Below are 24,239 nucleotides of genomic sequence, written 5' to 3'. Positions count from 1 at the left end.
GGCGGGCTTAACACCGATTGGCTATATCAGCCGGCAGACGCCTCGCCGTCGGCGCATAACAGCGCCAATGCCAGCGACCTTGCCTGCACCAGTGCCAGCGGTTGCTGATAGCTGTGTGCCATCACCACGGCCCCCTCCAGCAACAGGCAGATGCCGGTGGCTTGCGCCTCGTGGCAATCGAGCCTGGTGCTGACCCAGTCCAGCAGCGCCTGCTTGTGCGCCACCACCAGCTTGCGAACCGGGTGACGGGGATCGGCAAACTCGGCGCTGGCGTTGATGAAGTTGCAGCCATAGAAGTCGCTGCGGCCAAACCACTCCCCGAAGCCGTCGAACAGGGCGTGCAGGCGGCTCTCCCGCCCTTCCTGTCCCTGCAGGCGCTGTTCCAGCAGGGCGAAGAACTCCCGCTCGCGGGACTGCAGCACCTCCTCGATCAGGGCATCCTTGGTGGGAAAATGGCGGTAGAGGGTGCGCTTGGTGCTGCCGGCCTCCGCCCAGATGCGGTCGATACCGGTGGCGTGAAAGCCATGGCGATTGAACAGACGGTAGGCCGTCTCCACCAGCTGCTGCCGTTTTTCGCTCATCGCGTTTTTCCCCTTGAAGTACACCGATCTGTCTACCTAATGTGCCTAATCACGGCTGACAAACCAAGAAGGAAACCGTGATGACGAGATGGTATGGCCCCTTGTGGGCAGGAGTGGGAGCGGCACTGGCGATAGGCGTGCTGGGCTGGTTGAACATCAGCTGGCATACCACCCTGATCATGGCGCCCTTCGGGGCCAGCTGCGTGTTGCTGTTTTCCCTGCCGACGAGCCCGCTGGCACGGCCGTGGAACGTGCTCGGCGGCCATCTGCTGACGGCCACCGTCGGCTTGCTGATGCAGGAGCTGCCCCTGCCGCTGGAGCTGCAACTGGCCCTGGGCGTGGGGCTGGCCATCGCGCTGATGCAGGGGCTGGATCTGATCCACCCGCCCGCCGGCGCCAACCCCCTGCTGGTGTTGATGACGGGGCAACAGTGGCCCTTTCTGTGGCACACGGTCCTGCCCGGCGCCCTGCTGCTGATCCTGCTGGGCTACGGCTTCCAGCGGGTCAAATGGCAGCGACGGCTTGGTACCGGCTAAACAGACGAGGGAGGCCTGGTCCTCCCTCGTCGTTCATGCTGACACCCTGGTCATTGCGCCTGCTGGGAAACCCCTTCCAGTCGCACTTCCACCCGCCGATCCGGTGCCAGGCAGGCGATAAGCGCCGGTCTGGAGCCGCTGCTGCAGTTGTTGCCGGTGACCGGAGAGGACTTGCCACGCCCCTCGACCCGCACCTTGTCGGCAAACAGCCCCTTCGCAATCAGATAGTCTGCCACGCTGCGGGCGCGTTGCTCGGAGAGCGCCTGGTTGTAGGCGTCGGAGCCGATGCGATCGGTGTGGCCGATCACGGTTGCCACCCCGTCTTTCGGATTGGCCGCCACTATTTGGCTGAACAGGGCGTCGAGCGCCTGGCTGGCAGCCGGCTTCAGGGTCGCCTTGTTGAATTCGAACAACACGTCCGAACTCAGGCTGAAGGTTTTGGGCACCACCACCACCGCGGGAGCAGGCGCCGCTGCCGGGGCCGGTGCGGGCGCCGCCACTTCGCCGCCCTGCTGACCGAAGCGATAGAGCATGGCGAAGGCCAGCAGGCCGTTGTCCATCTCGATGCCTGACTCCTCGGGGGAGGTCTTGCCAAGCGGCGTTGTGTATTGATATTCGAGACGAGCGGCCCAATCACGATCGATCGCGTATTCAATGCCCAACGCTCCCACAAATGCGGCACCATGATATTTGTGCCCCTTGCTATCGAATGAGAGATCGTTGGCCGGATTGGCGGAGTCTCTATACCACCCGGAATAAGCGCTCTCAGTCCAGGCGTAAGCCCCCCCCAGCCTGCCATACACATCCAGCACCGGGGTTGCCGGCAGGCTCATTTTCATCGTGGCCTGCACCATCTGCGCCTTGGCTTCGCCATTCAGCCCGGCAGACTGGGTACCCTGTGATACCGTCTTGTCCAGTTTGTACTTGCCCAGCCAGTCATAGCCCAGCTCGAAACCCAGATTGGGATTGAGCTGGTAACCGACAAATGCCCCCACGCCAAGATCACTGTGCTTCTTGTCTGGTTCAACAAGGTCGACAACGGCTTTGACCTGCTCGTTGTAGTCCACACCGTAAAAATTGGACCAGCCGGCCTTGCCGCCGACGTACCAGGTGTTGTCCTGAGCGGCAGCCTGCACGGCCCCGCTGACGAGCAGGCCGCTGACCAGCACGGCAAGTATCGATTTGTTCATGGTAAAAGCCTCTGCAATGAGTCGTGATGGGCGCTCTTGCGCCTCTCTTCCCTGATGGGGCAAACCCGGCCCCGCCCATCAGGTTATCCCATCTGTTGTCAGCCTCAAATGACTTGGGACTCAAGAGTGTGAAGCGCCCGGCATTCCCGACCGCAAAACGCCCCATGCAGGGGTATCCGCGGGCGCGCCGGCAGCGCCATGAAAAAGGGAGGCCGATGGCCTCCCTCTTGCTGCTTGCAACGCACCTAGCTGGCCAGAAACAGCCGGTAGGCGGGGTCGTCACTCACCTCTTTCCAGCCGTAGCCAATCTCGTGCAGGTAGTCATGAAAAGCCGCCACGTCCTCGTCCGGCAGCTCGAAGGCACAGAGCACCCGGCCGTAGTCGGCACCGTGGTTGCGGTAGTGGAACAGGCTGATGTTCCAGCGACAGCCGAGGGTCTCGAGGAAACGCATCAGGGCGCCAGGCTGCTCCGGAAACTTGAAACTGTAGAGACGTTCACCGAGGGGCCGGGCCGGGCGGCCGCCAATCATGTAACGCACGTGGTTCTTGGCCAGCTCGCTCTCGGTCATGTTGACCACCGGATAACCGTTGCCCTCCAGCTGGTGCTGGATCTGGCCCAGCTCCTCGTCACCGCCGCTGAGGCGCACCGAGACGAACAGCGACGCCTGCTCGGCATCGGCGTAACGGTAGTTGAACTCGGTCACCATGCGGGGCCCAAGCTGACGACAGAAGTCTAGGAAGGCCCCCTTGCGCTCGGGGATGGTCACCGCCAGCATGCCCTCGCGCTTCTCGCCGATCTCGCAGCGCTCGGAGACGTAGCGCAGGCTGTGGAAGTTGACATTGGCGCCGGAGAGAATGGCCGCCATCCGGCCCCCCTTCACCTGCTCCCGCTCGCTGTAGGCCTTGAGGCCCGCCAGCGACAGGGCCCCCGACGGCTCGGCGATGGCGCGGCAATCGTCGAAGATGTCTTTCAGCGCGGCGCAGATCTGGTCGTTGGAGACGGTCACCACCTCGTCCAGATACTGGTTGCAGAGGCGGAAAGTCTCCTCGCCGATGCGCTTGACCGCCACCCCGTCGGCAAACAGCGAAACTCGTTCCAGATTGACCGGCTCGCCAGCTTCCAGCGCGGCCTTGAGGCAGGCGGAGCCCTCCGCCTCCACCCCGATCACCTTCACATCCGGCAGCAGCTGCTTGATGTAGACCGCCACCCCGGCGGCCAGACCGCCGCCCCCCACCGGCACAAAGACGTGGGTGAGATGGGTATCCTGCTCCAGCAGCTCCTTGCCGATGGTGCCCTGCCCGGCGATCACCTCGACGTCGTCAAACGGCGGGATCAGGGTGTAGCCCTCCAACTCGGCGAGGCGGCGGCTCTCGCCGTAAGCCTCGTCGAAGCTGTTGCCAAACAGCAGCACATTGCCGCCCTGGCGGCGCACCGCGTCGATCTTGATGTCCGGCGTGGTCTTGGGCATCACGATGATCGCCTTGATGCCAAGCCTGGCGGCCGACAGGGCGACCCCCTGGGCGTGATTGCCGGCGGAGGCGGCGATGACGCCGCGCTCCTTCTGCTCCTGGGTCAGGGTGGCAATCTTGTGGTAGGCGCCGCGCAGTTTGAAGGAGTGGACCGGTTGCAGGTCCTCCCGCTTCAGGCTGACGTGATTGCCGAGCCGCTCGGAGAGTTTTTTCAGGGTTTGCAAGGGGGTGACCCGCGCCGCCTCGTAGACGGGGGAGAGCAGCACCTTGCGTAGATAATCCGCCGCAGAGACCATGGTTTATTCCCCCAGCATCGAACGATCGCGCACCGCACCCTTGTCGGCACTGGTGGCGAACATGGCGTAGGCGCGCAGGGCAAAGGAAACCTGACGCTGACGATCGAGCGGCTTCCAGCCCCGGGCCTCGACGGCGACGCGGCGGGCGGCCAGCACGCTGTCGGCCACCTCCAGCACCATGCTGCGAGCCGGGATGTCGATGTTGATGATGTCGCCATCCTCCACCAGACCGATAGTGCCGCCAGAGGCCGCCTCCGGCGAAACATGGCCGATGGAGAGACCCGAGGTGCCGCCGGAGAAGCGGCCGTCGGTGATCAGCGCACACGCCTTGCCGAGTCCCATGGATTTCAGATAGGTGGTGGGGTAGAGCATCTCCTGCATGCCGGGGCCCCCTTTCGGGCCCTCGTAGCGGATCACCACCACTTCACCCGCTTTCACTGTGCCGTCCAGAATGCCGGCAACCGCCGTGTCCTGGCTCTCAAATACCCGGGCCGGGCCACGGAAGGTGAGGTTCTCCTCGTCCACCCCGGCGGTCTTGACGATGGCGCCGTTAAGCGCCAGGTTGCCGGCCAGCACGGCCAGGCCCCCCTCCAGGCTGTAGGCGTTGTCCAGCGAGCGGATGCAACCCTCGGCGCGGTCCAGATCCAGCTCCGGCCAGCGGCAATCCTGGCTGAACGCCTTGGTGGTGCGGATACCGGCCGGGCCGGCGCGGTAGAAGTCCACCACCTCCTGACTCGGCTGGCGGCTGACGTCATACTCGGCCAGCAGCTCGACCAGCGAGGTGCCCAGCACGTTGCGGGCGTCGCCGTGCACCAGACCCGCTTTCTCCAGCTGGCCCAGGATGGCAATGACGCCACCGGCGCGGTGCACGTCTTCCATGTGATATTTCTGGGTAGAGGGCGCCACCTTGCACAGCTGGGGCACCTTGCGCGACATGCGGTCGATGTCGGCCATGGTGAAGTCGACACCCGCCTCCTGGGCCGCCGCCAGCAGGTGCAATACCGTGTTGGTGGAGCCGCCCATGGCGATGTCGAGCGCCATGGCGTTCTCGAACGCCGCCTTGGTGGCGATGTTGCGCGGCAGTGCCGAGGCATCGTCCTGCTCGTACCAGCGCTTGGCCAGAGTGACGATGCGCTGGCCTGCCAGCTTGAACAGCTGCTCGCGATCGGCGTGGGTCGCCAGCAGGGAACCGTTGCCCGGCTGGGAGAGGCCCAGCGCCTCGGTCAGACAGTTCATGGAGTTGGCGGTGAACATGCCGGAGCAGGAGCCGCAGGTGGGGCAGGCACTGCGCTCCACCTGTTCGCTCTGGGCGTCGGAGACCTTGGGGTCGGCGCCCTGGATCATGGCGTCCACCAGATCCAGCTTGATGATCTGGTCGGAGAGCTTGGTCTTGCCCGCCTCCATCGGGCCGCCGGAGACGAAGATCACCGGGATGTTGATGCGCAGGGCGGCCATCAGCATCCCCGGGGTGATCTTGTCGCAGTTGGAGATGCAGACCATGGCGTCGGCACAGTGGGCGTTGACCATGTACTCCACCGAGTCGGCAATCAGCTCGCGCGACGGCAGGGAGTAGAGCATGCCGCCGTGGCCCATGGCGATGCCGTCATCCACGGCGATGGTGTTGAACTCCTTGGCAACCCCGCCGGCGGCTTCGATCTCCCGCGCCACCAGCTGACCCAGATCCTTGAGGTGAACGTGGCCCGGCACGAACTGGGTGAAGGAGTTGACCACGGCGATGATGGGCTTGCCGAAATCCTGATCGGTCATGCCGGTGGCACGCCAGAGGGCGCGGGCCCCGGCCATGTTACGTCCGTGGGTGGTGGTGGCGGATCTCAACTTCGGCATGTCTCTACTCCCTGAATGCCCAGCGGGCTCATTATCTTTGGAAATGAAAAAGTGACTCTCGGATCGGGAATCGATCCTGGTGAGGGCACAGCGCAGAGCCCTGACCGGAAGCGACTCGGGGAGGCATGACACCTCCCCTCTCTTATCAGTCGTTGACGGGCGTCAGCCAGCCCCACTTGTCTTCGGTCTGGCCGTTGAACAGGCCGAAGAAGGCGTTCTGCAGCTGCTCGGTCACCGAACCGCGGCAACCGGCACCCACCTGCATGCGATCGACGGAGCGCACCGGGGTCACCTCGGCTGCTGTCCCGGTCATGAAGATCTCGTCTGCGACATACAGAGCCTCACGGGGCAACGCCTGCTCACGCACCTCGTATCCCAGGTCACGCGCGAGGGTCATGATGGTGTCGCGGGTGATGCCGGGCAGAATGGCCGCGGTAGCGGGCGGGGTAAACAGCACGCCGTTCTTCACCAGGAACAGGTTCTCCCCCGCCCCTTCGCTCAGGTAACCGTTCACGTCCAGCGCCAGCCCCTCGGCGAAGCCGTTGCGCTTGGCCTCGCGACTGATGAGCTGGGAGGAGAGATAGTTGCCGCCCGCCTTGGCACCGGTGGGAATGGTGTTGGGAGCGAGCCGGTTCCAGGAGGTGACGCACACATCCACCCCGTTCTTCAGCCCCTCTTCGCCGAGATAGGCGCCCCAGGGAATGGCCGCCACGATCACGTCAGCCTTGGCATCCTTGGGAGGATGCAGGCCAAGGCCCACGTTACCGATGAAAGCCAGCGGGCGCAGGTAGCCGCTTTTCAGGCCGTTCTCGCGCACCACGGTGCGGCAGGCCTCATTGATCTCGGCCTCGTTGTAGGGAACCTCCATCCAGTAGATCTTGGCGGAGTCGAACAGGCGGCGGGTGTGCTCCTGCAAACGGAAGATGCAGGTCCCCTTTGGGGTGTCGTAGGCGCGAACCCCCTCAAACACCGAGGAGCCGTAGTGCAGGGCGTGGCTCATCACGTGCACCTGGGCATCCTGCCAGGGCACCAGTTTGCCGTTGAACCAGATGTATTGGGGGTGAGTGGCGGATTGGGAAGGCTGTGACATTGGCTTGGCTCCTTAAGCTCTGATCCGGGGTTGCTGTTCCAGGGCATCGACCCGGGAGACGTCCACCAGCTTGACCAGCTGGCTCCACAACTGCTGGATGGGACGCACCGACTCGACAGTAACCGTGATCCGCAGTTGTTGGCAATCCTGCTCCATGTTGAGAGCGCAGAGGTTGAAACCGCGGTGACGCACCACCCGCAGCACCCGCTCCATCACTTCGGGTCTGGGCTGGGCATGGATTTGCAAGGTATTGAACTGACTCATGGGCGTTGCTCCATCATCTGGTGGTTGGCGACTCCTGGCGGTACCAGGGGCCAGACATTTTCTTCCTCTGAAATGGCCACATGCAGCAGATAGGCGCTCTCACTCGCCAGCAGGCGGTCGAGGGCCGGGGCTATCTCCTCCTTGCATGTGATGGTCTCGCCCGGAATGCCGAAGGCGGCGGCCAGGGCGACGAAATCGGGATTGTCGGAGAGGATGGTCTCGCTGTAGCGGCCGTCGAAGAACAGCTCCTGCCACTGGCGCACCATGCCGAGGCGCTGGTTGTCCAGCAGCACCATCTTCACCTTGAGCTGGGCCCGGCGGATGGTGCCAAGCTCCTGCACGTTCATCATGAAAGAGCCGTCACCGCTCACCAGCACCACTTCATCTTCCGGGCGCGACATCTTGGCGCCGATGGCGGCGGGCAGACCGAAGCCCATGGTGCCGAGACCGGCGCTGGAGAGGTGGTTGCGCGGGCTGGTGAAGCGCATGTGCTGGGCCACCCACATCTGGTGCTGACCGACGTCGCAGGCCACCACGCTGCTCTCCGGCAACCTGGCAGAGAGCTGCTTGAGCAGCGCCGGAGCATAGATGGGCTGGCCGGGATGGTCGTAGCGGAAGGCGTACTCGCGGGCCATGTTCGCGCAGTGCTCACGCCAGGGCTCGATGGCCAACGTCATGGCGAGGTGCGGCAGCACCTGTTTCAGATCCTGGGTGATGCCCACTTCGGCGGCGCGGCGCTTGCCGAACTCGGCGGCGTCCACATCCAGGTGGATCACCTTGGCCTCGGGGGCGAACTCCTCCAGCTTGCCGGTCACCCGATCATCGAAACGAGCGCCCACCACCACCAGCAGGTCGCACTGCTGCACCGCATAGTTGGCGGCCTTGGTGCCGTGCATGCCGAGCATGCCCAGATAAACAGGGCTGTCGGGGTCGAGCGCGCCTATTCCCTTGAGGGTGGTGACCGCAGGCATGCCGGTGGCGACGGCAAAGTCGCGCAGCTGCTGCTCGGCATTAGCCATGCCCACCCCGCCGCCGACGTAGAGCACCGGGCGCTCGGCGGCGGCCAGCAGGGTGCGAGCGGCCGTCAACTCGGCCGGATTGAGATGCTCGGGCTCCGCCACCGCAAACAGCGGACTCTGGGCCGGCACCTCGGCCAATTGCACGTCCTTGGGCAGATCGATCAGCACCGGACCTGGGCGCCCTTCACTGGCGATGGCGAACGCCTCGGCGATCACCTGAGGCAAATCCGCCACGTCCGTCACCATAAAGGAGTGCTTGGTGCAGGAGAGAGACATGCCGAGCACGTCCACTTCCTGGAACGCATCGGTTCCCACGGCGGCGCAGGGCACCTGGCCGCTGATGGCCACCAGCGGTACCGAGTCGAGCAGCGCCTCCGCCAGACCTGTCACCAGGTTGGTGGCGCCGGGGCCCGAGGTGGCGATGCAGACCCCCACCTGACCGGAGGCGCGGGCATACCCCACCGCCGCCATGGCGGCCCCCTGCTCGTGGCGGCAGAGCTGGTGTGCCAGACCGCCGTCATACAGGGCATCGTAGACCGGCATGATGGCCCCGCCCGGGTAACCAAACACCTGGGTCACACCCTGTTTCTTGAGAGCCTGTACCAAAAACTGCGCGCCGTTCATCTGGAAAATCCTGTCCTTTGGTCGAAAAAAAACCCCCGGGCCGTGAGGCTCGGGGGTCGCTTGTTTCGTTCTGTCCGGTGGTGGGTCTATCCCTTGTTCCGTGCAGCTAAACGAGCCCCGAGCGGTGAGATAATAATCACCACTAGGACCACAATAATGCTGACGAAACGGGAGGCCATGTTCATAGTTACAACCGGAAATCCTGTGAAATTGGGGCGGTTTTTACCGCGAATGGCTATTAGAACTAGCACGGTGGATTTTATTGGGCAAGCGTTTTTTGCCTGACAAGACTCTGATTTTCACTGAGTCCAATCGCGTAAGTTGGAACAAAAAACTAATAAAAAACGGTTAACCAGCATATACATCAAACCAAGGACGGGATTTATGTCATTAGCTGTGGTTTATAGCCGTGCCAGCCTGGGAATAGCGGCCCCGCAAGTCACGGTGGAAGTGCACCTCTCCAACGGTCTGCCCGCCTTCAATATGGTGGGCCTGCCGGAAACCTCGGTGAAGGAGTCGCGGGACCGGGTGCGCAGTGCCCTGCTCAACGGCAATTTCGAGTTCCCGAGCAAGCACATCACGGTCAATCTGGCTCCCGCCGATCTGCCCAAGGAGGGGGGCCGTTTCGATCTGGCCATCGCCATCGGTATTCTCGCCGCTTCCAAGCAGATACCGGCAAAATATCTGCTTGATCACGAATTTTTAGGCGAGCTGGCCCTGACCGGCGAGATCCGCCCCGTGCTCGGCGTGCTGCCCGCCGTGCTCGCCTGCCGCGATGCCGGGCGCACCCTGCTGGTACCGCGGGAGAACGGCCCCGAGGCCTCGCTGATCCAGGACGCCGAGGTACGCACCGCCCATCAGTTGCTGGCCGTCACCGCCTGGCTGGCGGGTCAATACGAGCTGCCGCTGCCGGATCCCCAGAGCGCGGAGAGCCTGCCCGACGTGCCGGACCTGCAGGACGTGATCGGCCAGTCCCAGGCCAAGCGGGCGCTGGAGATCGCCGCCGCCGGCAGCCACAACCTGCTGTTCATCGGCCCGCCCGGCACCGGCAAGAGCATGCTGGCGAGCCGCCTGCCCGGCATTCTGCCGCCGCTGAGCGAGCAGGAGGCGCAGCAGACCGCCGCCATCCACTCCATCGGCGGTCTCACCCCGCGCGCCGGTCACTGGCACCACAGGCCCTATCGTACGCCCCACCACAGCGCCTCGGCAGTGGCGCTGGTGGGCGGCGGCGGCCACCCGCGGCCCGGCGAAATATCCCTGGCCCACAACGGGGTGCTGTTTCTGGATGAACTGCCGGAGTTCGAGCGCAAGGTGCTCGACTCCCTGCGCGAGCCGCTGGAAACGGGCCACATCACCATCAGCCGGGCCGCCCGCCAGGTCGATTTCCCCGCTCGTTTCCAGCTGGTCGGCGCCATGAACCCCAGCCCCTGCGGCCACTATGGCGATGGCCAGACCCGCTCCAGCCCGGATCAGATCCTGCGCTACCTCGGCAAGCTCTCCGGCCCCTTCCTCGACCGCTTCGACCTGACGGTGGAGGTGCCGCTGCTGCCCAAGGGGAGCCTGACCGGCAAGGCCGAGCGGGGGGAGTCGAGCGGTCAGATCCGCGAACGGGTGCTGGGCGCGCGGGAGCGCATGCTGAGTCGCAATGGCAAGCTCAACAACCTGCTTGATAGCCGTGAAATCGAAGAAATTTGCCGCTTATCGCCGCAGGATGCCGAGTTTCTGGAGAACGCCATCCAGAAACTGGGGCTCAGCATCCGGGCCTGGCACCGCATCCTGCGGGTATCGCGCACCATCGCCGATCTGGCGGGGCACGCCACCATCGCAAGAGAGCACCTGATCGAGGCGCTCGGCTATCGGGCCATGGATCGGCTGCTGTCACGGCTGCGCAGCGGCTGATGGGTCGCAAGCGCACCTGACGGCCCTGCATGGTCTCGCGGGCCATCGGCTGATATTATGGCCACAGATCTGACCACTTGATGGCCCTTTATCGACAGCAAGACGGACCCGACCCATGCCCAACAAGCTGATTGAGCGACTGCGCGGCAGCCTCTCGACCCTGCTCTATTTTCTCAACACCCTGTTCTGGTTTATCCCGATCCTCTCGCTGGGCCTGCTCAAGCTGGTGCTGCCCCTCAAGGGCTGGCGCACCTTCTGCAACGCACTGCTGGATGGCAGCGCCGGCTGCTGGATCGGTTTCAACAACCTGATCCAGAAAACCATCATCAGAACCCCTTTCGATGTGGTCGGAGTGGACAAAGGGCACCGGAATGAGTGGTATATGGTGATTGCCAACCATCAATCCTGGGTCGACATACTGGTACTGCAGCGGGTTTTTAATCAAAAAATCCCCTTCCTGAAGTTTTTCCTCAAGAAAGAACTGATTTGGGTACCTTTTCTCGGTCTGGCCTGGTGGGCGCTGGACTTCCCTTTCATGCAGCGATATTCCCGCAAACTGCTGGAAAAGAAGCCCCATCTGAAGGGAAAAGACATAGAGACCACGCGCAAGGCCTGTGCCAAGTACCGCCACATGCCGGTGAGCGTGATGAACTTCGTGGAGGGCACTCGCTTCACCGCCCGCAAGCATGACAAACAGGCAGCACCCTATCGCCACCTGCTGCACCCGAGGGCTGGCGGCATTGCCTTCACCCTGGCAGCCATGGGCGATCAGCTGCACAAGCTGGTGGATGTGACCATCGCCTATCCGGGCGGCATCCCCAGCTACTGGGACTTCATGTGCGGTCGGGTCAAGGAGATCAAGGTTCGGGTCCGCTTTCTGCCGATCGAACGCAATCTGGTGGGGGATTACTTCAATGACCCCGAGTTCCAACAAGAGTTTCAGCAGTGGTTGAACGGGATCTGGCACGAGAAGGACCAGACCCTGAACCAGCTGCTGGCAGACAAGACGCCCCAAACTACGCCATGCTAAGCCTGCTCCCGGGTCCGCTGGTGCTGCTCATCAGCGCCAGCCTGACCATACTGTTTACCGCCCTGTGCGCCAGCCTGATCCTGCTGGTGTCGCTGGTCAAACTGCTGCCCGTTCCGCCCCTGGCCCGTGCCTGCAGCCGGCTCAACAACCGCTTCATGCGGCTGTGGCTGGCCTGCAACGCCCTGGTGATCCGCCTCACCACCCGCATCGACTGGCAGGTGGAGGACGACACCCGGCTGCGCAAGGATGGCTGGTATCTCATCATCAGCAACCACATGAGCTGGACCGACATCGTCGTGCTGGGCCACCTGTTTCGCGACCGGCTGCCGGTCCCCAAGTTCTTCATGAAGCACGAGCTCATCTACATACCACTGCTGGGGCTGGCCTGCTGGGGACTGGACATGCCCTTTATGCGTCGCTACTCACGGGAGTTCTTGCTGCGCAACCCGCATCTGCGGGGCAAGGATATCGAGACCACCCGCAACGCTTGCGAGCAGTTTCGCCACATCCCCACCACCGTCATCAACTTCGTGGAGGGGACCCGCTTCACCGAGGCGAAGCGCGATGCCTCCCGCTCCCGATACCAGCATCTGATGCCGCCCAAGGCGGCAGGGCTGGCCTTCACCCTGGCGGCCATGGGGGATCAGTTCGACAGCCTGATCAACGTCACCATCAGCTATCCGGACAACGTCGAGACCCCCTTCAAGGACTTCCTGATGGGGCGGATGAAGCGCATCCGGGTGCGGATCGAGGAGCTGCCGGTGGACGAGCAGCTGGTGGGGGATTACTTCAATGACAAGCAGTTCAAGCGCGGCTTCCAGGAGTGGCTGAACCAGCGCTGGCAGGAGAAGGACGCCGTGCTGGCGCAGTGGCAGGCGGCCGATGCGGCGGCTCAGACCGATCCGCAGGCCGCCGAGGCGAGCGCCGAGGCCAGCTCGGGCAGCTGATCCTCGCTGAACACGGCGATGCCGTGGCGACGCAGCAGGGCAGTGGTCATGCCCTCGCCCGCCACGGACTGCCCCTCGAAGCGGCCGTTGTAGATGCGGCCGCTGCCGCAGGAGGGGCTCCCTTCTTTCAGCAGGGCGAAGCGAATCCCCTGCTGCTGACAAGTCGCCAGCGCCAGTGCGGCGCCACGGGCAAACTCCGCCGTCACATCCAGTCCGCTTGCGGTCACCACTCGCTCCCCCTGCCGCTCGGCAGGGGGGCGCGGCGTCGGCAGACCGCCCGCCACCTCGGGACAGAAGGCCAATGCCCGCCCCTCGGCCCCCAGCGTTTGCAGCCAGTCGCTGACGATGCCCTTGCTCTGGCCGTCGTAACGAACCGGCTGACCCAGCAAGCAGGCGCTCACCAGTACCTTGTGCACGCTGGTCTCACTCATGCTTTGCTCCCCCGCTGGCTAAAACCAGGGCCCTCGTAGCGCAACGAACATGGTCCCAGCAGACAGGCGCTTACCAATACCTTGTGCACACCTGCACCACTCATGCTTCCGCTCCGTGCATCACCTGATCGAACATCACGCAGTAGGGGCTCTCCAGCCGGTAGAGGATGGCGGGACGCTGCTTGCCGGTGCGCTTGCGGCCGGTGTCCACCAGGATATCGGCGCGATGGATGCGCTTGCGAAAGGCGGCCGTGTTCATCGGGGTCTGCAGGATGATTTCGAAGGCCCGCTGCACCTCGGAGAGGGTGAACTCGGCCCCCAGCAGTTGTAGCGGCAGGGTGCTGTAACGGCTCTTGATGCGCAGTCGCTCCAGCCCTCTGGCGATCAGCTGGGTGTGGTCGAAGGCGAGGCTGAGCCCCGGCAGGGCAGAGAGCGGGTGCCAGCAGCCGTGGAGAACCTCCACCTCGGGATCCACCAGACAGAGGTAGACCAGGGTGGTGGACCAGCCACGGGGATCCCGCTCCAGGTTGCCCAGGGTGCAGACCTGCTCGCTGTAGCAGTGGCCCAGCCCCCATTCGGTCAACAGACGATGGCGAGCCGCGTCCAGATCCCGATCCCGGGTCTCGTCGATGCGCAGGGCCGGCAGTTGCCAGCAGTGGGCAAAGGGCGGGCGATCGCGGGTCTCCAGCAGCAGCTCGAGCCGCTCCTCGTTCAACCGCAGCACCACCATATCCAGACTCATTCTCAACATGCCGATCGCCCTGCTCGCCTTCGATTAATGTTTGGTAGATAATATCACACGAATAGTATGTGCAGGAGCCACTCAATGGGAACCGTCGCCAGCCTGGATATTGATGCGCAGAAGGGGTTTACCCCCCTCTGCCCGAACGAACTGCCCGTCGCGGGCGGGGATGATATTGTGGCTGCGCTCAACGCTCAGGCCACCCTCGCCAGCCTGCGGGTCGGCAGCAAGGATTCACACCCGGCCAACGCCGCCTGGGCCGTCAGCGACCCTGCCGGCATGCTGCTGCCGCTGGATATGCCCAACGCCGACCTCACCTGGCCGGTGCACTGCGTGCCGGGCACTCGCGGCTTCGAACTGCTCGACGGCCTGCCGGCCCCGGTCGATTACGACTTCTTCGTCTGGAAGGGGGTCGAGCCGGATCTGCACCCCTACGGCACCTGCTTCCACGATCTGGCCGAGCGTCGCAGCACCGGGCTCATCGAGTTCCTGCAGTCCCGCGGCGTCGCGACCGTGCTGGCCGGCGGCCTCGCCACCGACTACTGCGTCAAGACCAGCGTACTGCAGCTGCGCCGCGCCGGTTTCCGGGTGATCGTCCACCTCGATGCCTGCCGTGGCATCGCCCCCGAAACGGTCGCTCAGGCCCACACCCAGATGATCGAGGCCGGCGCCGAACTGGCCCAGACCCTTGCCGATGTACAACGCCTGCTGGACGCCTGATATGCCTCCCATTCTCAACAGCCTGCTCGATACAGATGCTTACAAGCTGCACATGCAGCAGGCGGTGTTCCATCGCTATCCGGATGCCGAGGTGGTGGCCGAGTTCCACAGCCGCAACGAGGAAGATCTGCTGCCCATGATGGGTCAGATCGAGGAGCAGCTGCGCCTCGCCGGCTCCCTGCGGCTGACCCGGCCCGAGCTCAACTTCCTGGCGGAGCGCCCCTTCTTTACCCCTGACTACCTCGACCACCTGCGCCGCAAGCCGCTGGATGCCTCCCTGCTCAAGGTGTTCGAACAGGATGGTCGCATCAACGTGCGGGTCGAGGGCCCCTGGCAGGACGTGATCCTGTGGGAGATCCCGGTGCTCGCCATCATCAGCGAGATGCGCAACCGCTTCCGCTACCCCCAGTTTGGCGTCAGCCAGGCGCTGGAGCGGCTCGATCAGAAGCTCGACAAGCTGGAGCGGGAGCTGAGCCGGGAAGAGATGAGCGAGTTCAACCTCATCGACTTTGGCACCCGTCGCCGCTTCTCCCTCGCGGTACAGGATGCGGTGGTGGGTCGCCTCCAGGAGCGGCTGCCGGCGTTTCGCGGCACCAGCAACTACCTGCTGGCCCAGAAGTACGGCCTGCCGGCGGTGGGCACCCAGGCTCACGAGTGGTTCCAGGCCCACCAGCAGCTCGGCTTCCCGCTCGAGCACAGCCAGCGCGCCGCCCTCACCAGCTGGCTGGATGAATTCACCAACCACCTCGGCATCGCGCTCACCGACTGCATCACCATGGATGCCTTCCTGCGCGACTTCGACTTCGAGCTGGCCAGCCGCTATCAGGGGCTGCGCCACGACTCCGGCGATCCTGTGGTGTGGGGCGAGAAGGCCATCAGCCACTATCAGCGGCTCGGCATCGACCCCACCGAGAAGACGCTGGTGTTCTCCGATGGCCTCAACCTCGACAAGGCGGTCGAGTTGTTCCGTCACTTCCGCGGTCGCATCAACACCAGCTTCGGTATCGGCACCAAGCTCACCTGCGATCTGCCCGGCGTCAGCCCGATGAACATCGTCTTCAAGCTGATCGAGTGCAACGGCGGCCCGGTCGCCAAGATCTCCGACAGCCCGGGCAAGACCCTGTGCCGGGACGCGGACTTCATCCGCAACCTCAAGCAGGCCTTCCACGTCGGGGTCTAAAGCCTATTTTTGGGGACGTATCTTGCGCCAGTGGCCAGTGGCCCCCTACCATTCTCTCCTCGTCAGGTCCGACTGGTGTCGGGCCTTTCTATTGCCCGAACGACAGCCCACCAAGGAATGCACCATGACCCGCAAATGGATATTCGCCCTCACCACCCTGTTCACCAGCCTGAGCGCCATCGCCACCGAACCGCTGCGGGTCTCCGCCATCCCGGACGAGGCCCCCACCGAGCTGCAACGCAAGTTTGCCCCGCTGGGTGACTACCTGGCCGAGAAGACCGGCCGCGAGGTGGTGTTCGTGCCGGTCAACGACTACGCCGCCGTGGTCGAGGCGCTGGCCGCCGGCAAGCTGGACATGGCCTGGCTCGGTGGCTTCACCTATGTGCAGGCCCATCGTCGTGCCGACAAGGTGGTGCCCCTGGTTCAGCGCCAGGAGGATGCCCAGTTCACCTCCAAGTTCATCGCCAATGCCGACAGCGGCATCAAGACCCTGGCCGACACCAAGGGCAAGGACTTTGCGTTCGGCTCCCCCTCCTCCACCTCCGGTCACCTGATGCCACGCCACTTCCTGGCCGAGCAGGGCATCAACCCGGAGCGTGACTTCGCCCACGTCGCCTTCTCCGGCGCCCACGACGCCACCGTCGCCTGGGTCGCCTCCGGCAAGGTGCCGGCCGGTGCGCTCAACGCCTCCGTGTGGGAGAAACTGGTGGAAGAGGGCAAGGTCGACACCGCCAAGGTCAAGGTGATCTGGACCACCCCGACCTACTTTGACTACAACTGGACCGTGCGCGGCGGCCTGGATCCGGCCCTGCAAGAGAAGATCAAGCAGGCCTTCCTGAGCCTAGACCCTGCCGTCCCGGCCCAGGCCGAGATCCTCAAGCTGCAACGCGCCAGCCGCTTCATCGAGACCAAGCCCGAGAACTACCTGGGCATCGAAGCCGCCGCCACCCAGGCCGGCCTGCTGAAGTGATCGCCGTCGCGCTGGACGGGGAAGGATTGCGGCTCGGCCAGAGCCGCATCCTGCAGCCGTTCAACCTGCAGATAGCGGCAGGCGAATGCGTGGCTATCATAGGGCCAAGCGGCGCGGGCAAGACCAGCCTGCTGCGGCTGATCGGCACCGAGCTGCGTGGCGAAGGCAGGCTCGCCCTCTGGGAGCAGGATCCCTGGTCCCTCTCCACCCGGGATCGCCAGCGGCTGCGCAGCCGGATCGGCATGGTCTGGCAGCAACCGCCGCTGCCCGCCTCCCAGCAGGTGGTGACCGCCGTGCTGGCCGGCCGGCTCGGCCAGTGGTCCCTCGGCCGCTCCTTGCTCTCCCTGCTGCGCCCCTGCGACCCGCAAGGCGCGCGGGCCGAACTGGCCCGCCTCGGCCTTGCCGACAAGTGGCAACAGCGCTGCGGCGAGCTCTCCGGTGGCCAGTTGCAACGGGTCGGCATCGCCCGGGTGCTCTATCAGCAGCCTGATCTGATCCTGGCGGACGAGCCCGTCTCCGCCCTCGATCCCGTGCTCGCCCAGAGCAGCCTGGATGCCCTGCTGGCCCAGGCTAGAGCCCGGGGCAGCACACTCATCGCCAACCTGCATGCGGTCGAGCTGGCGCTCGGCCGCTTCCCCCGCATCATCGGCCTGCGCGAGGGGCGAGTGCAGTTCGACTGTCCGGCGACGGCCGTCACGCCAGCCATGCTGGCCGAGCTCTACGCCGGTGATGACGAGGCGGCTGCGTGTTTGAACTGACTCACCGCTGGCGCCATCCCCTGCCCTGGCTGTTGCTGCTCATCGGCTACAGCCTGTGGCAGCAGGCCGACGGCTGGCTCGGCCTGTTCGACGGCCAGAGCTGGCGGCAGATGGGTAACTTCCTCGCCACCAGCTGGCCACCCCGTTTTGATCGGGACTTTCTCGCCCTGACCCTGACCGCGACCCTGGAGAGCCTGGCGGTCGCCACTCTGGGACTGGCGGGCGCCCTGCTGCTCGGCGTGCCGTTTGCCCTGCTCGGCTCGCGCGCCCTGTCGCTGGCCGAACTGGGGCCGGTGCCCAGCCCGCTGCGCAGCGCCTTGCGAGCCCTCTCGCGCCTCGTCGCCATCGTGCTGCGCAGCCTGCCCGAGCTCATCTGGGCACTGCTGTTCGTGCGCCTGTCCGGGCTTGGGCCGCTGGCCGCCATCCTGGCCATCGCGGTCAGCTACGGCGGCATGCTGGCCAAGGTCTACAACGAGATCATGGAGAGCGGCGCCCAGCAACCGGCCCGCGCCCTGCTGCTGGGCGGCAGCGGCCGGCTGCAGGCACTCTGGTACGGCGTGCTGCCCGCGGTGCGCCAGGAGCTGCTCTCCTACACCGTCTACCGCTGGGAGTGCGCCCTGCGCGCCTCCGTCATCATGGGCTTCGTCGGCGCCGGCGGGCTCGGCCAGCAGCTCGAACTCTCCCTGCGCATGTTTGCCGGTGGCGAGGTGGTGACCCTGCTGCTGGCCTTTATCCTGCTGGTGACCCTGGCGGATGGCCTCAGCGCCTGGCTGCGCCACAGCCGCTCCCCCGGCCTGCTGTTGCTGATCTGCCTGGGGCTGGCCGCAACTCTCGCTCTTTATCAACTCGACTGGCGCATGCTGAGCTTCTCCTTCGGGGGGCTGGGCGCCTTTCTGGGGGAGTTCTTGCAACCGGACTGGTCATGGCCCTTCCTCAAGACGGTGGCCAGCAGCCTGCTCGATACGGTGCAGATGGCGCTGCTGAGTACCCTCTTCAGCGCCCTGCTGGCCCTGCCGCTGGCCTGTCTCGCTCGCCACTGCTGGCCGCTGCGGCTGTTGTTCAACCTGCTGCGCTCGGTGCCCGAGCTCATCTTCGCCAGCCTGCTGGTGATCGCCGTCGGGCTGGGGCCGGTGGCGGGCATACTGGCGCTGACCCTGCACACCACCGGAGTGCTGGCGCGGTTGTTCGTGGAGACCCTGGAGAACGCCGATCCTGCCCCCCGCCTCGCCCTGCAGCTGAGCGGGGCCGGGTCCATTGCCAGCTTCTGGTACGGGCTGTTTCCCCTGGTCACGCGCCAGTGGCTGGCCTACAGCCTCTATCGCGGCGAGATGAACCTGAGGGCCGCCACCATACTCGGCGTGGTCGGCGCCGGCGGGCTGGGGCAGCAGCTCTATGTCTCCCTGAGCCTGTTCCGTTACGATCAGACTGCCACCCTGCTGCTGGCCATCCTGCTGCTGGTCTGGCTGGCGGAGGCCATCAGCCGCCGCACCCGCTTGCCGCGCCCGGCCCCCACTCAGCGGGATTGCCAGATCTGACGCAGGCTCCTGATAAACAAAAAGCCCGCCGGTTTGCACCGGCGGGCTTTTTTCATGGGATCAGACGAGGTCAGTCTTTCTTGGCCAGCAGGAATTTCACCAGCTGGTTGAACTGATCCTGGGAAGTAATGGATTCGATCTTCACCATGTACTTGCCATTAACCAGGAAGGCCGGCACACCGCGGATGTTGTAGCTCTCGGTGTTGCGGTCAAACTGGGAGACCATGCCGGAGACGGCGAAGCTGTCGACGGCACCGTCGAACTCTTCGGCCGGTACGCCGTTGTCCACGAAGATCTGCTTCACGTCGGCACGGCTCTGCGGGATCTGACGCTGGGTGTGGATCTTGTCGAAGATGGCCGGGGTCAGCTTGCCTTCAACGTTCAGCAGGCTGGCAACGGCGTAGGCACGCTGCATCTCCGGACCCATTTCGCGGCCCAGGAAGGCCACCGGGTTCTTCTTCATCGGCACGCCTTCCGGCAGGTTCTTCTTCAGATCCTCGGCAATCGGCTCGAACTTGGCGCAGTGGGGGCAGTAGTAGGAGAAGAACTCCAGTACTTCCGGCTGGGCGCTACCGGTCTGCTTGACCACATCATAGTTGACGCCTTCCTTGAATTCGGGGGCGGCGTGAACCATGGGCATCATCAGCATGGCAGCAAGGAAAAACAGAATTTTTTTCATGACGTTTCCTGTTAAGGGATCACTGTGAGGCACGCCCGGCGAACCGAAGCAGTGCCAAGCCTATTGCGTCACCACTGCACAGTCAATGATCAAGCAGGGGGGCGAGTCCCATCCCTCGCGCACCAGGTCGTCAAGCTCTCTCCCCGGCGCCCGCGTCAGCGCGAACGCCTTGATAGCCTGCCGCGGGTCTGCGGCAGGCATGGCGAACGGCCGGCAACCCGCCACATCACCAGCCCGGCATCAGGGTCAGGGATGGCGCCTTGAGCGCCTCCAGCTGATCGTGCAGGGTGGCGATCTGCTGGCGCCAGTAGTGCTCGGTGTTGAACCAGGGGAAGTGACGGGGGAAGGCGGGATCCTCCCAGCGCCGCGCCAGCCAGGCCATGTAGTGAACGATGCGCATGGCCCGCAGCGGCTCGATGAGCGCCAGCTCGCGCGGGTCGAACTCCATGAACTCCTCGTAGCCCGCCAGCAGGGTATCGAGCTGGATCTGCTGCTCGCTGCGCTCGCCGTTCAGCATCATCCAGAGATCCTGGATGGCGGGGCCGGTGCGGCAGTCGTCGAGATCGACAAACATGGGTCCGTCGCGCCACAGGATGTTGCCCGGATGACAGTCGCCATGCAGGGAGATCTGCGCCACATCCAGGGTCATGGCGTCACTGACATGCTTGATCAGCTCGTCGAGCACCCCGAAGAATTGCTTGGCCAGCCCGCTCGGCAGCCACTCGCCGGACGCCAGCAGCTGACGCGGCTCGTGCAGCATGGTCTCCACGTCGAGCCGGATCCGGTGGTGAAACGGCTTGCTGGCACCGAGCTGATGGATGCGGCCGAGGTAGCGCCCCACCCACTCCAGCTGGTCGAGGTTGTCCACCTCGAACTGGCGTCCCCCCACGCTCTGCCAGATGGCAAACGGGTAGCCCTGATGCTCCAGCAGGGTCTCGCCGGCAAAGGCGATGGGAGCAGCGACCGGGATCTCCGCCTCGCACAGGCGAGCGGCAAACTCGTGCTCTTCGAGGATCTGGGCCCGGCTCCAGCGGCCGGGACGATAGAACTTCACCACGTAGCGGCGACGATCCTCGTCCTGGAACTGATAAACCCGGTTTTCGTAGCTGTTGAGCTCGATGAGGCCCGAGTCGAGCCGCAGACCGCTGAGGTCCAGCGCATCCATGATGAGGTCGGGAGTGAGATCGGAATAGTTGAAACGCATGTCATCCACCATGAGAAAGGGGCGCCGTTGCGCCCCATTCTATCACTACTGTCCGCCGTTGCCGTGCATGGCGGTGTGCCTTGCCGTCACAACCGGCTGATGAACTTGCTGGGCTGGCGCAGGGTCCCCTTGCTGTCGTCCGGCGCCGCCCCTTCGCGTTTGAGCACGAAGCGGATGTCCAGAGTCGGCTTCTTCAGGTTGAAGGGGTCGACGGCCACGCTCACCGGCAGGGTATAGATCTCGCCGGCCTTCAGGGTCACCTCGCGCGGACCGAACCACTCGTGCTCCGGCAGCCCCTCCACATCCAGCTGATAGGTCTGGGGATGCAAGGTCTTGTTGAGGATCTTGAGGGTATAGGTGTTCTCGATGAGCCCCTCGCTGTTCTCGCGGAACAGCTGGTTGCGATCCCGCAGGATGTCGAGCCCCATCGGCATGATGGACATGGCGTTGTAGACGAACACCCCCAGCATGATGGCCATCACCAGGCCGTAACCGATCAGCTTGGGCCGCGCCACATGGGTGGAGTCATTGGCCAGCTTGTGCTCTGTGGTATAGCTGATGAGCCCTTTCGGATAGCCCATCCGCTCCATGGTCTGATCGCAAGCGTCGACGCAGGCGCCGCAGTTGATGCACTCGTACTGCAGGCCGTCGCGGATGTCGATGCCGGTCGGGCAGACCTGCACGCACAGATCGCAGTCGATGCAATCCCCCAGTCCCAGCGCCTTGGGATCGGCCTTGCGGGAACGGGCACCCCGGGTCTCGCCGCGCTTGGTGTCATAGCCGACGATGAAGGTGTCCTTGTCGAACATGGCGGACTGGAAGCGGGCATAGGGGCACATGTGAATGCACATGATGGCGCGCATCCAGCCGGCGTTGCCGTAGGTGCAGGCGGCGAAGAGCACCACCCAGAAGATGACCCAGCCGCTGGCCTGCAGGGTGAAGAAGTCAGGCACCAGCTGGAACACATCCTGGAAGTAGGCGACGAAGGTGAGGCCGGTACCCAGCGACAGCAGGAGCCAGGCCAGGTGCTTGGCCCCCTTGCGGGCCAGCTTCTCGCCGTTCCAGGGCGAGGCGTCCAGCTTGCGGCGCTTGTTGGCGGAGCCTTCCAGCTTCTCTTCGAACCAGATGAACATGAAGGTCCACACCGTCTGCGGACAGAGGTAGCCGCACCAGACCCGCCCCAGGAAGGTGGTCACGAAGAAGAGGGCAAAGGCGGCGATCATGAAGACCCAGGCCAGCAGGGTGAGATCCTGCGGCCAGATGGTGGCGCCGAAGATGTGGAACTGCTGATGGCCGATATCGAACAACACGGCCTGTCGACCGTCATAGCGCAACCAGGGAATGGCGACGAAGAGCACCACGAAGAACCAGCCCATGGCCTTGCGCATCCGCTGCCAGTAGCCGGTCTGGGCCCGGACATAGATGCGGTTGCCGGGGTTGAACCTGTCGTCGCTGGCTTTGAAGGTATTGGGGTTGAACGTCCCCGTTACATCGCCGGTGACATCCTTGATATCGATCTTGTCCTGGTCGGCCATTGCAACACTTCGCTCCATTAATTAATTGTTATGGGGCGGATTATATCTTAAACAGCCTGCTAATTGTGTGGGTAAAATGTATCTAATGTTCGAGTGGTGTCGCAATTTCAAGCAACAAAAAAGACGTATCGCCAGTTGACGAAACGCCTTTTTAAGAGATTCTTTTGAAAACCCTCAAGCTTCCAGCAAGCGCACTCTTTACTTGATGCCGCGGGCCTTGAGCAGGGCTTCCTTGAAGTCGGGCACGTGGTCCTTGGCCAGACCGGGGATCATCGCCTGCTTGTCGGATTCACGCATCTTGAGGTGGTAGATCAGCATGTCGTCGGTCAGCTCGGACAGAGGCCCTTCAAATCCCGCTTCTTCGGCCAGTTTGGCAACAAACTGTACCAGGCTGAGATCCTGTTCCTTGATCCAGGCAGGCTGCAACAACTCCAGCAGCTCTTCGATACGATGACATTGCATAGACGACCTCTTTAATCTGTCTTGTGAAACTCAGGCAACCTTACCCATCAAGGCTACTTCGATACGATCCCGCCCATTATGCTTGGCCTGATAGAGGGCCGCATCCGCTTTTTGTATCAGCTCGCTGATGGAGAGGGTCTGATCCGGCACCAGGGTCGCCACCCCGAAACTGCAGCTGACCCGACCGGAAACCAGGGACTTCTGATGGGGAATGCTCAACTCCTTGAGGGCCACCCGCACGTTTTCGGCGATCTGCATGGCCCCCTGCATGCTGGTGCAGGGCAGCAGCAGCGCGAACTCTTCACCGCCATAGCGGGCGGCGAGGTCATCCTCCCGCCGCTGCACCTCGGCCAGCAGACCCGCCACCTGCTGCAAGCACTCATCCCCCAGCTGATGGCCGTAGAGATCGTTGAACTGCTTGAAGTAGTCCACATCCACCAGCACCAGCGACAAGGGAGCCCGGGCACGGTGGCAGCGACGCCAGGCGCGCTCGAGGCAGTAGTCGAGGTGGGCCCGGTTGGCGATGCCAGTCAGCCCGTCCAGCCGGGAGGTGAGCTTGAGGTGCTCGGAGACCGCCTTGAGCTCGGCCACCAGGTCGGCGTTGGAGAAACGGTGATAGAGGGAGGCCACCTGATCCCGCCGCAGGCGACGCAGCAGAGTCGGCAGGAAGACAAACAGGTAGCCGGCCAGCATGCTGGAGACGATCCGCTCCTGCTCGTTGCCCGCCCCCAGCTCGAACACCATGGCCAGCCCGAGCGGCAGCACGGCGCCATAGAGGGAGCGGCGACTGCCGAACAGCATGATGGCACTGCCGGTGAGGATCAGGCTGGCGAGCATCATCATGGCGGCGCGGTAGGTATCAGGCAGCTTGTCCATGTAGAGCAGCACGCCCAGCGCCCAGATGATGGAGGTGATGGTCACCCCGATGAAGAGTTCGCGCTCCAGCACCGGCAGCGGGATCTGTGCCAGCCTGGGCTGGCGCCAGCGCAGGTGCCAACCCCGGCAGAGCAGCAGCAGCACCACGCTCGCCAACCAGCCGAGCGCCTCGCTGGCGGGCAGGTAGTCGTGGAACAGCAGGCTCCAGCCAAGTGCCAGCAGACCCAGGCAAGGCAGGCTGAATGAGGCGTGGGTATAGAGCTGGGCCATGATGGCCTGCTTTACCTGACGTGTCACACTCTGGGTCAACTGCGTACTCCCTGTACAAGAGCCGCACAGTCTACCACTACCCCTTC

23 protein-coding genes are annotated in these 24,239 nt (G+C 64.1%); 9 read left to right on the top strand and 14 right to left on the bottom strand.

Going from position 1 to position 24,239, the window contains the following annotated elements:
- Positions 1–26: 26 nt before the first annotated feature.
- Positions 27–581: a TetR/AcrR family transcriptional regulator gene (locus I6L38_RS20000; RefSeq protein WP_043170548.1), complete on the bottom strand. Its 555-nt coding sequence runs from the start codon at positions 579–581 to the stop codon at positions 27–29.
- Positions 582–718: 137 nt separating this feature from the next.
- Between I6L38_RS20000 and I6L38_RS19995 the strand changes: the two genes are divergently transcribed.
- Positions 719–1,117, top strand: a complete 399-nt coding sequence (locus I6L38_RS19995) for an HPP family protein (protein ID WP_196249017.1) — start codon at positions 719–721, stop codon at positions 1,115–1,117.
- Between the two features lie 50 nt (positions 1,118–1,167).
- On the opposite strand, the gene ompA is transcribed toward I6L38_RS19995, so the two are convergent.
- The 6 genes from ompA to ilvG all read right to left on the bottom strand — a co-directional run bounded on the left by ompA (position 1,168) and on the right by ilvG (position 8,915).
- Positions 1,168–2,307, bottom strand: a complete 1,140-nt coding sequence (gene ompA / locus I6L38_RS19990; RefSeq protein WP_201881115.1) for a porin OmpA — start codon at positions 2,305–2,307, stop codon at positions 1,168–1,170.
- A gap of 245 nt (positions 2,308–2,552) precedes the next feature.
- Positions 2,553–4,073, bottom strand: a complete 1,521-nt coding sequence (ilvA, locus tag I6L38_RS19985; RefSeq protein ID WP_201881117.1) for a threonine ammonia-lyase, biosynthetic — start codon at positions 4,071–4,073, stop codon at positions 2,553–2,555.
- A gap of 3 nt (positions 4,074–4,076) precedes the next feature.
- A complete protein-coding gene (ilvD, locus tag I6L38_RS19980; protein ID WP_201881119.1) occupies positions 4,077–5,918 on the bottom strand; it encodes a dihydroxy-acid dehydratase in 1,842 nt (613 codons plus the stop codon).
- A gap of 145 nt (positions 5,919–6,063) precedes the next feature.
- A complete protein-coding gene (locus I6L38_RS19975) occupies positions 6,064–7,008 on the bottom strand; it encodes a branched-chain amino acid transaminase (protein ID WP_216988877.1) in 945 nt (314 codons plus the stop codon).
- 12 nt (positions 7,009–7,020) lie between these two features.
- A complete protein-coding gene (ilvM, locus tag I6L38_RS19970) occupies positions 7,021–7,272 on the bottom strand; it encodes an acetolactate synthase 2 small subunit (protein ID WP_005306810.1) in 252 nt (83 codons plus the stop codon).
- On the bottom strand, positions 7,269–8,915 hold the full coding sequence (gene ilvG / locus I6L38_RS19965) for an acetolactate synthase 2 catalytic subunit (protein WP_043170542.1): 1,647 nt from the start codon (positions 8,913–8,915) through the stop codon (positions 7,269–7,271). The genes ilvM and ilvG overlap by 4 nt, the downstream gene beginning before the upstream one ends.
- A 384-nt stretch (positions 8,916–9,299) precedes the next feature.
- On the opposite strand from ilvG, the gene I6L38_RS19960 reads away from it, so the two are divergent.
- From I6L38_RS19960 to I6L38_RS19950, 3 genes are all read left to right on the top strand, one after another.
- Entirely contained in the window at positions 9,300–10,814 is a 1,515-nt protein-coding gene (locus tag I6L38_RS19960) for a YifB family Mg chelatase-like AAA ATPase (protein WP_216988876.1), read from the top strand.
- 115 nt (positions 10,815–10,929) lie between these two features.
- On the top strand, positions 10,930–11,844 hold the full coding sequence (locus tag I6L38_RS19955; protein WP_017787026.1) for an acyltransferase: 915 nt from the start codon (positions 10,930–10,932) through the stop codon (positions 11,842–11,844).
- Positions 11,838–12,791, top strand: a complete 954-nt coding sequence (locus I6L38_RS19950; protein ID WP_043170540.1) for an acyltransferase — start codon at positions 11,838–11,840, stop codon at positions 12,789–12,791. Before I6L38_RS19955 ends, I6L38_RS19950 begins: the two co-directional genes overlap by 7 nt.
- On the opposite strand, the gene I6L38_RS19945 is transcribed toward I6L38_RS19950, so the two are convergent.
- Complete coding sequence (locus I6L38_RS19945; protein ID WP_017781285.1) at positions 12,737–13,222, bottom strand: DUF523 domain-containing protein; 486 nt, start codon at positions 13,220–13,222, stop codon at positions 12,737–12,739. The two genes, I6L38_RS19950 and I6L38_RS19945, sit on opposite strands and share 55 nt — an antisense overlap.
- Before the next feature lie 100 nt (positions 13,223–13,322).
- Positions 13,323–13,973 (bottom strand): DNA mismatch repair protein MutT, encoded by a 651-nt coding sequence (locus tag I6L38_RS19940; RefSeq protein ID WP_043170539.1) that lies wholly within the window; start codon positions 13,971–13,973, stop codon positions 13,323–13,325.
- A 75-nt stretch (positions 13,974–14,048) separates the two neighbouring features.
- Between I6L38_RS19940 and I6L38_RS19935 the strand changes: the two genes are divergently transcribed.
- The 5 genes from I6L38_RS19935 to phnE all read left to right on the top strand — a co-directional run bounded on the left by I6L38_RS19935 (position 14,049) and on the right by phnE (position 19,127).
- Positions 14,049–14,684: a nicotinamidase gene (locus I6L38_RS19935; protein ID WP_043170538.1), complete on the top strand. Its 636-nt coding sequence runs from the start codon at positions 14,049–14,051 to the stop codon at positions 14,682–14,684.
- A gap of 1 nt (position 14,685) precedes the next feature.
- The gene (gene pncB / locus I6L38_RS19930; RefSeq protein WP_010635704.1) at positions 14,686–15,864 is read left to right on the top strand and encodes a nicotinate phosphoribosyltransferase; all 1,179 of its coding nucleotides are present in this window, start codon (positions 14,686–14,688) and stop codon (positions 15,862–15,864) included.
- 124 nt (positions 15,865–15,988) lie between these two features.
- Positions 15,989–16,834, top strand: a complete 846-nt coding sequence (locus tag I6L38_RS19925) for a putative selenate ABC transporter substrate-binding protein (RefSeq protein ID WP_010635703.1) — start codon at positions 15,989–15,991, stop codon at positions 16,832–16,834.
- Positions 16,831–17,592, top strand: coding sequence for a phosphonate ABC transporter ATP-binding protein (locus tag I6L38_RS19920; RefSeq protein WP_043170537.1), 762 nt, complete (start codon positions 16,831–16,833; stop codon positions 17,590–17,592). The genes I6L38_RS19925 and I6L38_RS19920 overlap by 4 nt, the downstream gene beginning before the upstream one ends.
- Positions 17,580–19,127 (top strand): phosphonate ABC transporter, permease protein PhnE, encoded by a 1,548-nt coding sequence (gene phnE / locus I6L38_RS19915; protein ID WP_043170536.1) that lies wholly within the window; start codon positions 17,580–17,582, stop codon positions 19,125–19,127. The genes I6L38_RS19920 and phnE overlap by 13 nt, the downstream gene beginning before the upstream one ends.
- 70 nt (positions 19,128–19,197) lie before the next feature.
- Here phnE and I6L38_RS19910 read toward each other — a convergent pair whose 3' ends face one another.
- From I6L38_RS19910 to I6L38_RS19890, 5 genes are all read right to left on the bottom strand, one after another.
- Positions 19,198–19,806: a thiol:disulfide interchange protein DsbA/DsbL gene (locus I6L38_RS19910; RefSeq protein ID WP_017784248.1), complete on the bottom strand. Its 609-nt coding sequence runs from the start codon at positions 19,804–19,806 to the stop codon at positions 19,198–19,200.
- Positions 19,807–20,032: 226 nt separating this feature from the next.
- A complete protein-coding gene (locus I6L38_RS19905) occupies positions 20,033–21,022 on the bottom strand; it encodes a serine/threonine protein kinase (protein WP_216988875.1) in 990 nt (329 codons plus the stop codon).
- Between the two features lie 74 nt (positions 21,023–21,096).
- Positions 21,097–22,545, bottom strand: coding sequence for a cytochrome c oxidase accessory protein CcoG (gene ccoG, locus I6L38_RS19900; RefSeq protein ID WP_005306854.1), 1,449 nt, complete (start codon positions 22,543–22,545; stop codon positions 21,097–21,099).
- 198 nt (positions 22,546–22,743) lie between these two features.
- Positions 22,744–23,007 (bottom strand): YihD family protein, encoded by a 264-nt coding sequence (locus I6L38_RS19895; protein ID WP_005306857.1) that lies wholly within the window; start codon positions 23,005–23,007, stop codon positions 22,744–22,746.
- A gap of 30 nt (positions 23,008–23,037) precedes the next feature.
- Positions 23,038–24,192, bottom strand: coding sequence for a GGDEF domain-containing protein (locus I6L38_RS19890; RefSeq protein WP_185450482.1), 1,155 nt, complete (start codon positions 24,190–24,192; stop codon positions 23,038–23,040).
- Positions 24,193–24,239 lie beyond the last annotated feature (47 nt).

Source organism: Aeromonas sp. FDAARGOS 1408, from assembly GCF_019048665.1.
Lineage (GTDB): Bacteria > Pseudomonadota > Gammaproteobacteria > Enterobacterales > Aeromonadaceae > Aeromonas > Aeromonas dhakensis.
This window is presented reverse-complemented; position numbering and strand designations above follow the sequence as displayed.

Excerpts from the sequence above, each read along its gene's own strand:
- I6L38_RS19905 (WP_216988875.1), bottom strand. The coding sequence starts at position 21,022 with ATGGTGGATGACATGCGTTTCAACTATTCCGATCTCACTCCCGACCTC.
- I6L38_RS19925 (WP_010635703.1), top strand. The coding sequence starts at position 15,989 with ATGACCCGCAAATGGATATTCGCCCTCACCACCCTGTTCACCAGCCTG.
- I6L38_RS19945 (WP_017781285.1), bottom strand. The coding sequence starts at position 13,222 with ATGAGTGAGACCAGCGTGCACAAGGTACTGGTGAGCGCCTGCTTGCTG.
- I6L38_RS19910 (WP_017784248.1), bottom strand. The coding sequence starts at position 19,806 with ATGAAAAAAATTCTGTTTTTCCTTGCTGCCATGCTGATGATGCCCATG.
- I6L38_RS19960 (WP_216988876.1), top strand. The coding sequence starts at position 9,300 with ATGTCATTAGCTGTGGTTTATAGCCGTGCCAGCCTGGGAATAGCGGCC.
- ilvD (WP_201881119.1), bottom strand. The coding sequence starts at position 5,918 with ATGCCGAAGTTGAGATCCGCCACCACCACCCACGGACGTAACATGGCC.
- I6L38_RS19895 (WP_005306857.1), bottom strand. The coding sequence starts at position 23,007 with ATGCAATGTCATCGTATCGAAGAGCTGCTGGAGTTGTTGCAGCCTGCC.
- I6L38_RS20000 (WP_043170548.1), bottom strand. The coding sequence starts at position 581 with ATGAGCGAAAAACGGCAGCAGCTGGTGGAGACGGCCTACCGTCTGTTC.
- I6L38_RS19955 (WP_017787026.1), top strand. The coding sequence starts at position 10,930 with ATGCCCAACAAGCTGATTGAGCGACTGCGCGGCAGCCTCTCGACCCTG.
- pncB (WP_010635704.1), top strand. The coding sequence starts at position 14,686 with ATGCCTCCCATTCTCAACAGCCTGCTCGATACAGATGCTTACAAGCTG.
- ccoG (WP_005306854.1), bottom strand. The coding sequence starts at position 22,545 with ATGGCCGACCAGGACAAGATCGATATCAAGGATGTCACCGGCGATGTA.
- ilvG (WP_043170542.1), bottom strand. The coding sequence starts at position 8,915 with ATGAACGGCGCGCAGTTTTTGGTACAGGCTCTCAAGAAACAGGGTGTG.
- I6L38_RS19975 (WP_216988877.1), bottom strand. The coding sequence starts at position 7,008 with ATGTCACAGCCTTCCCAATCCGCCACTCACCCCCAATACATCTGGTTC.
- I6L38_RS19950 (WP_043170540.1), top strand. The coding sequence starts at position 11,838 with ATGCTAAGCCTGCTCCCGGGTCCGCTGGTGCTGCTCATCAGCGCCAGC.
- ilvM (WP_005306810.1), bottom strand. The coding sequence starts at position 7,272 with ATGAGTCAGTTCAATACCTTGCAAATCCATGCCCAGCCCAGACCCGAA.
- ompA (WP_201881115.1), bottom strand. The coding sequence starts at position 2,307 with ATGAACAAATCGATACTTGCCGTGCTGGTCAGCGGCCTGCTCGTCAGC.
- ilvA (WP_201881117.1), bottom strand. The coding sequence starts at position 4,073 with ATGGTCTCTGCGGCGGATTATCTACGCAAGGTGCTGCTCTCCCCCGTC.
- I6L38_RS19940 (WP_043170539.1), bottom strand. The coding sequence starts at position 13,973 with ATGTTGAGAATGAGTCTGGATATGGTGGTGCTGCGGTTGAACGAGGAG.
- I6L38_RS19935 (WP_043170538.1), top strand. The coding sequence starts at position 14,049 with ATGGGAACCGTCGCCAGCCTGGATATTGATGCGCAGAAGGGGTTTACC.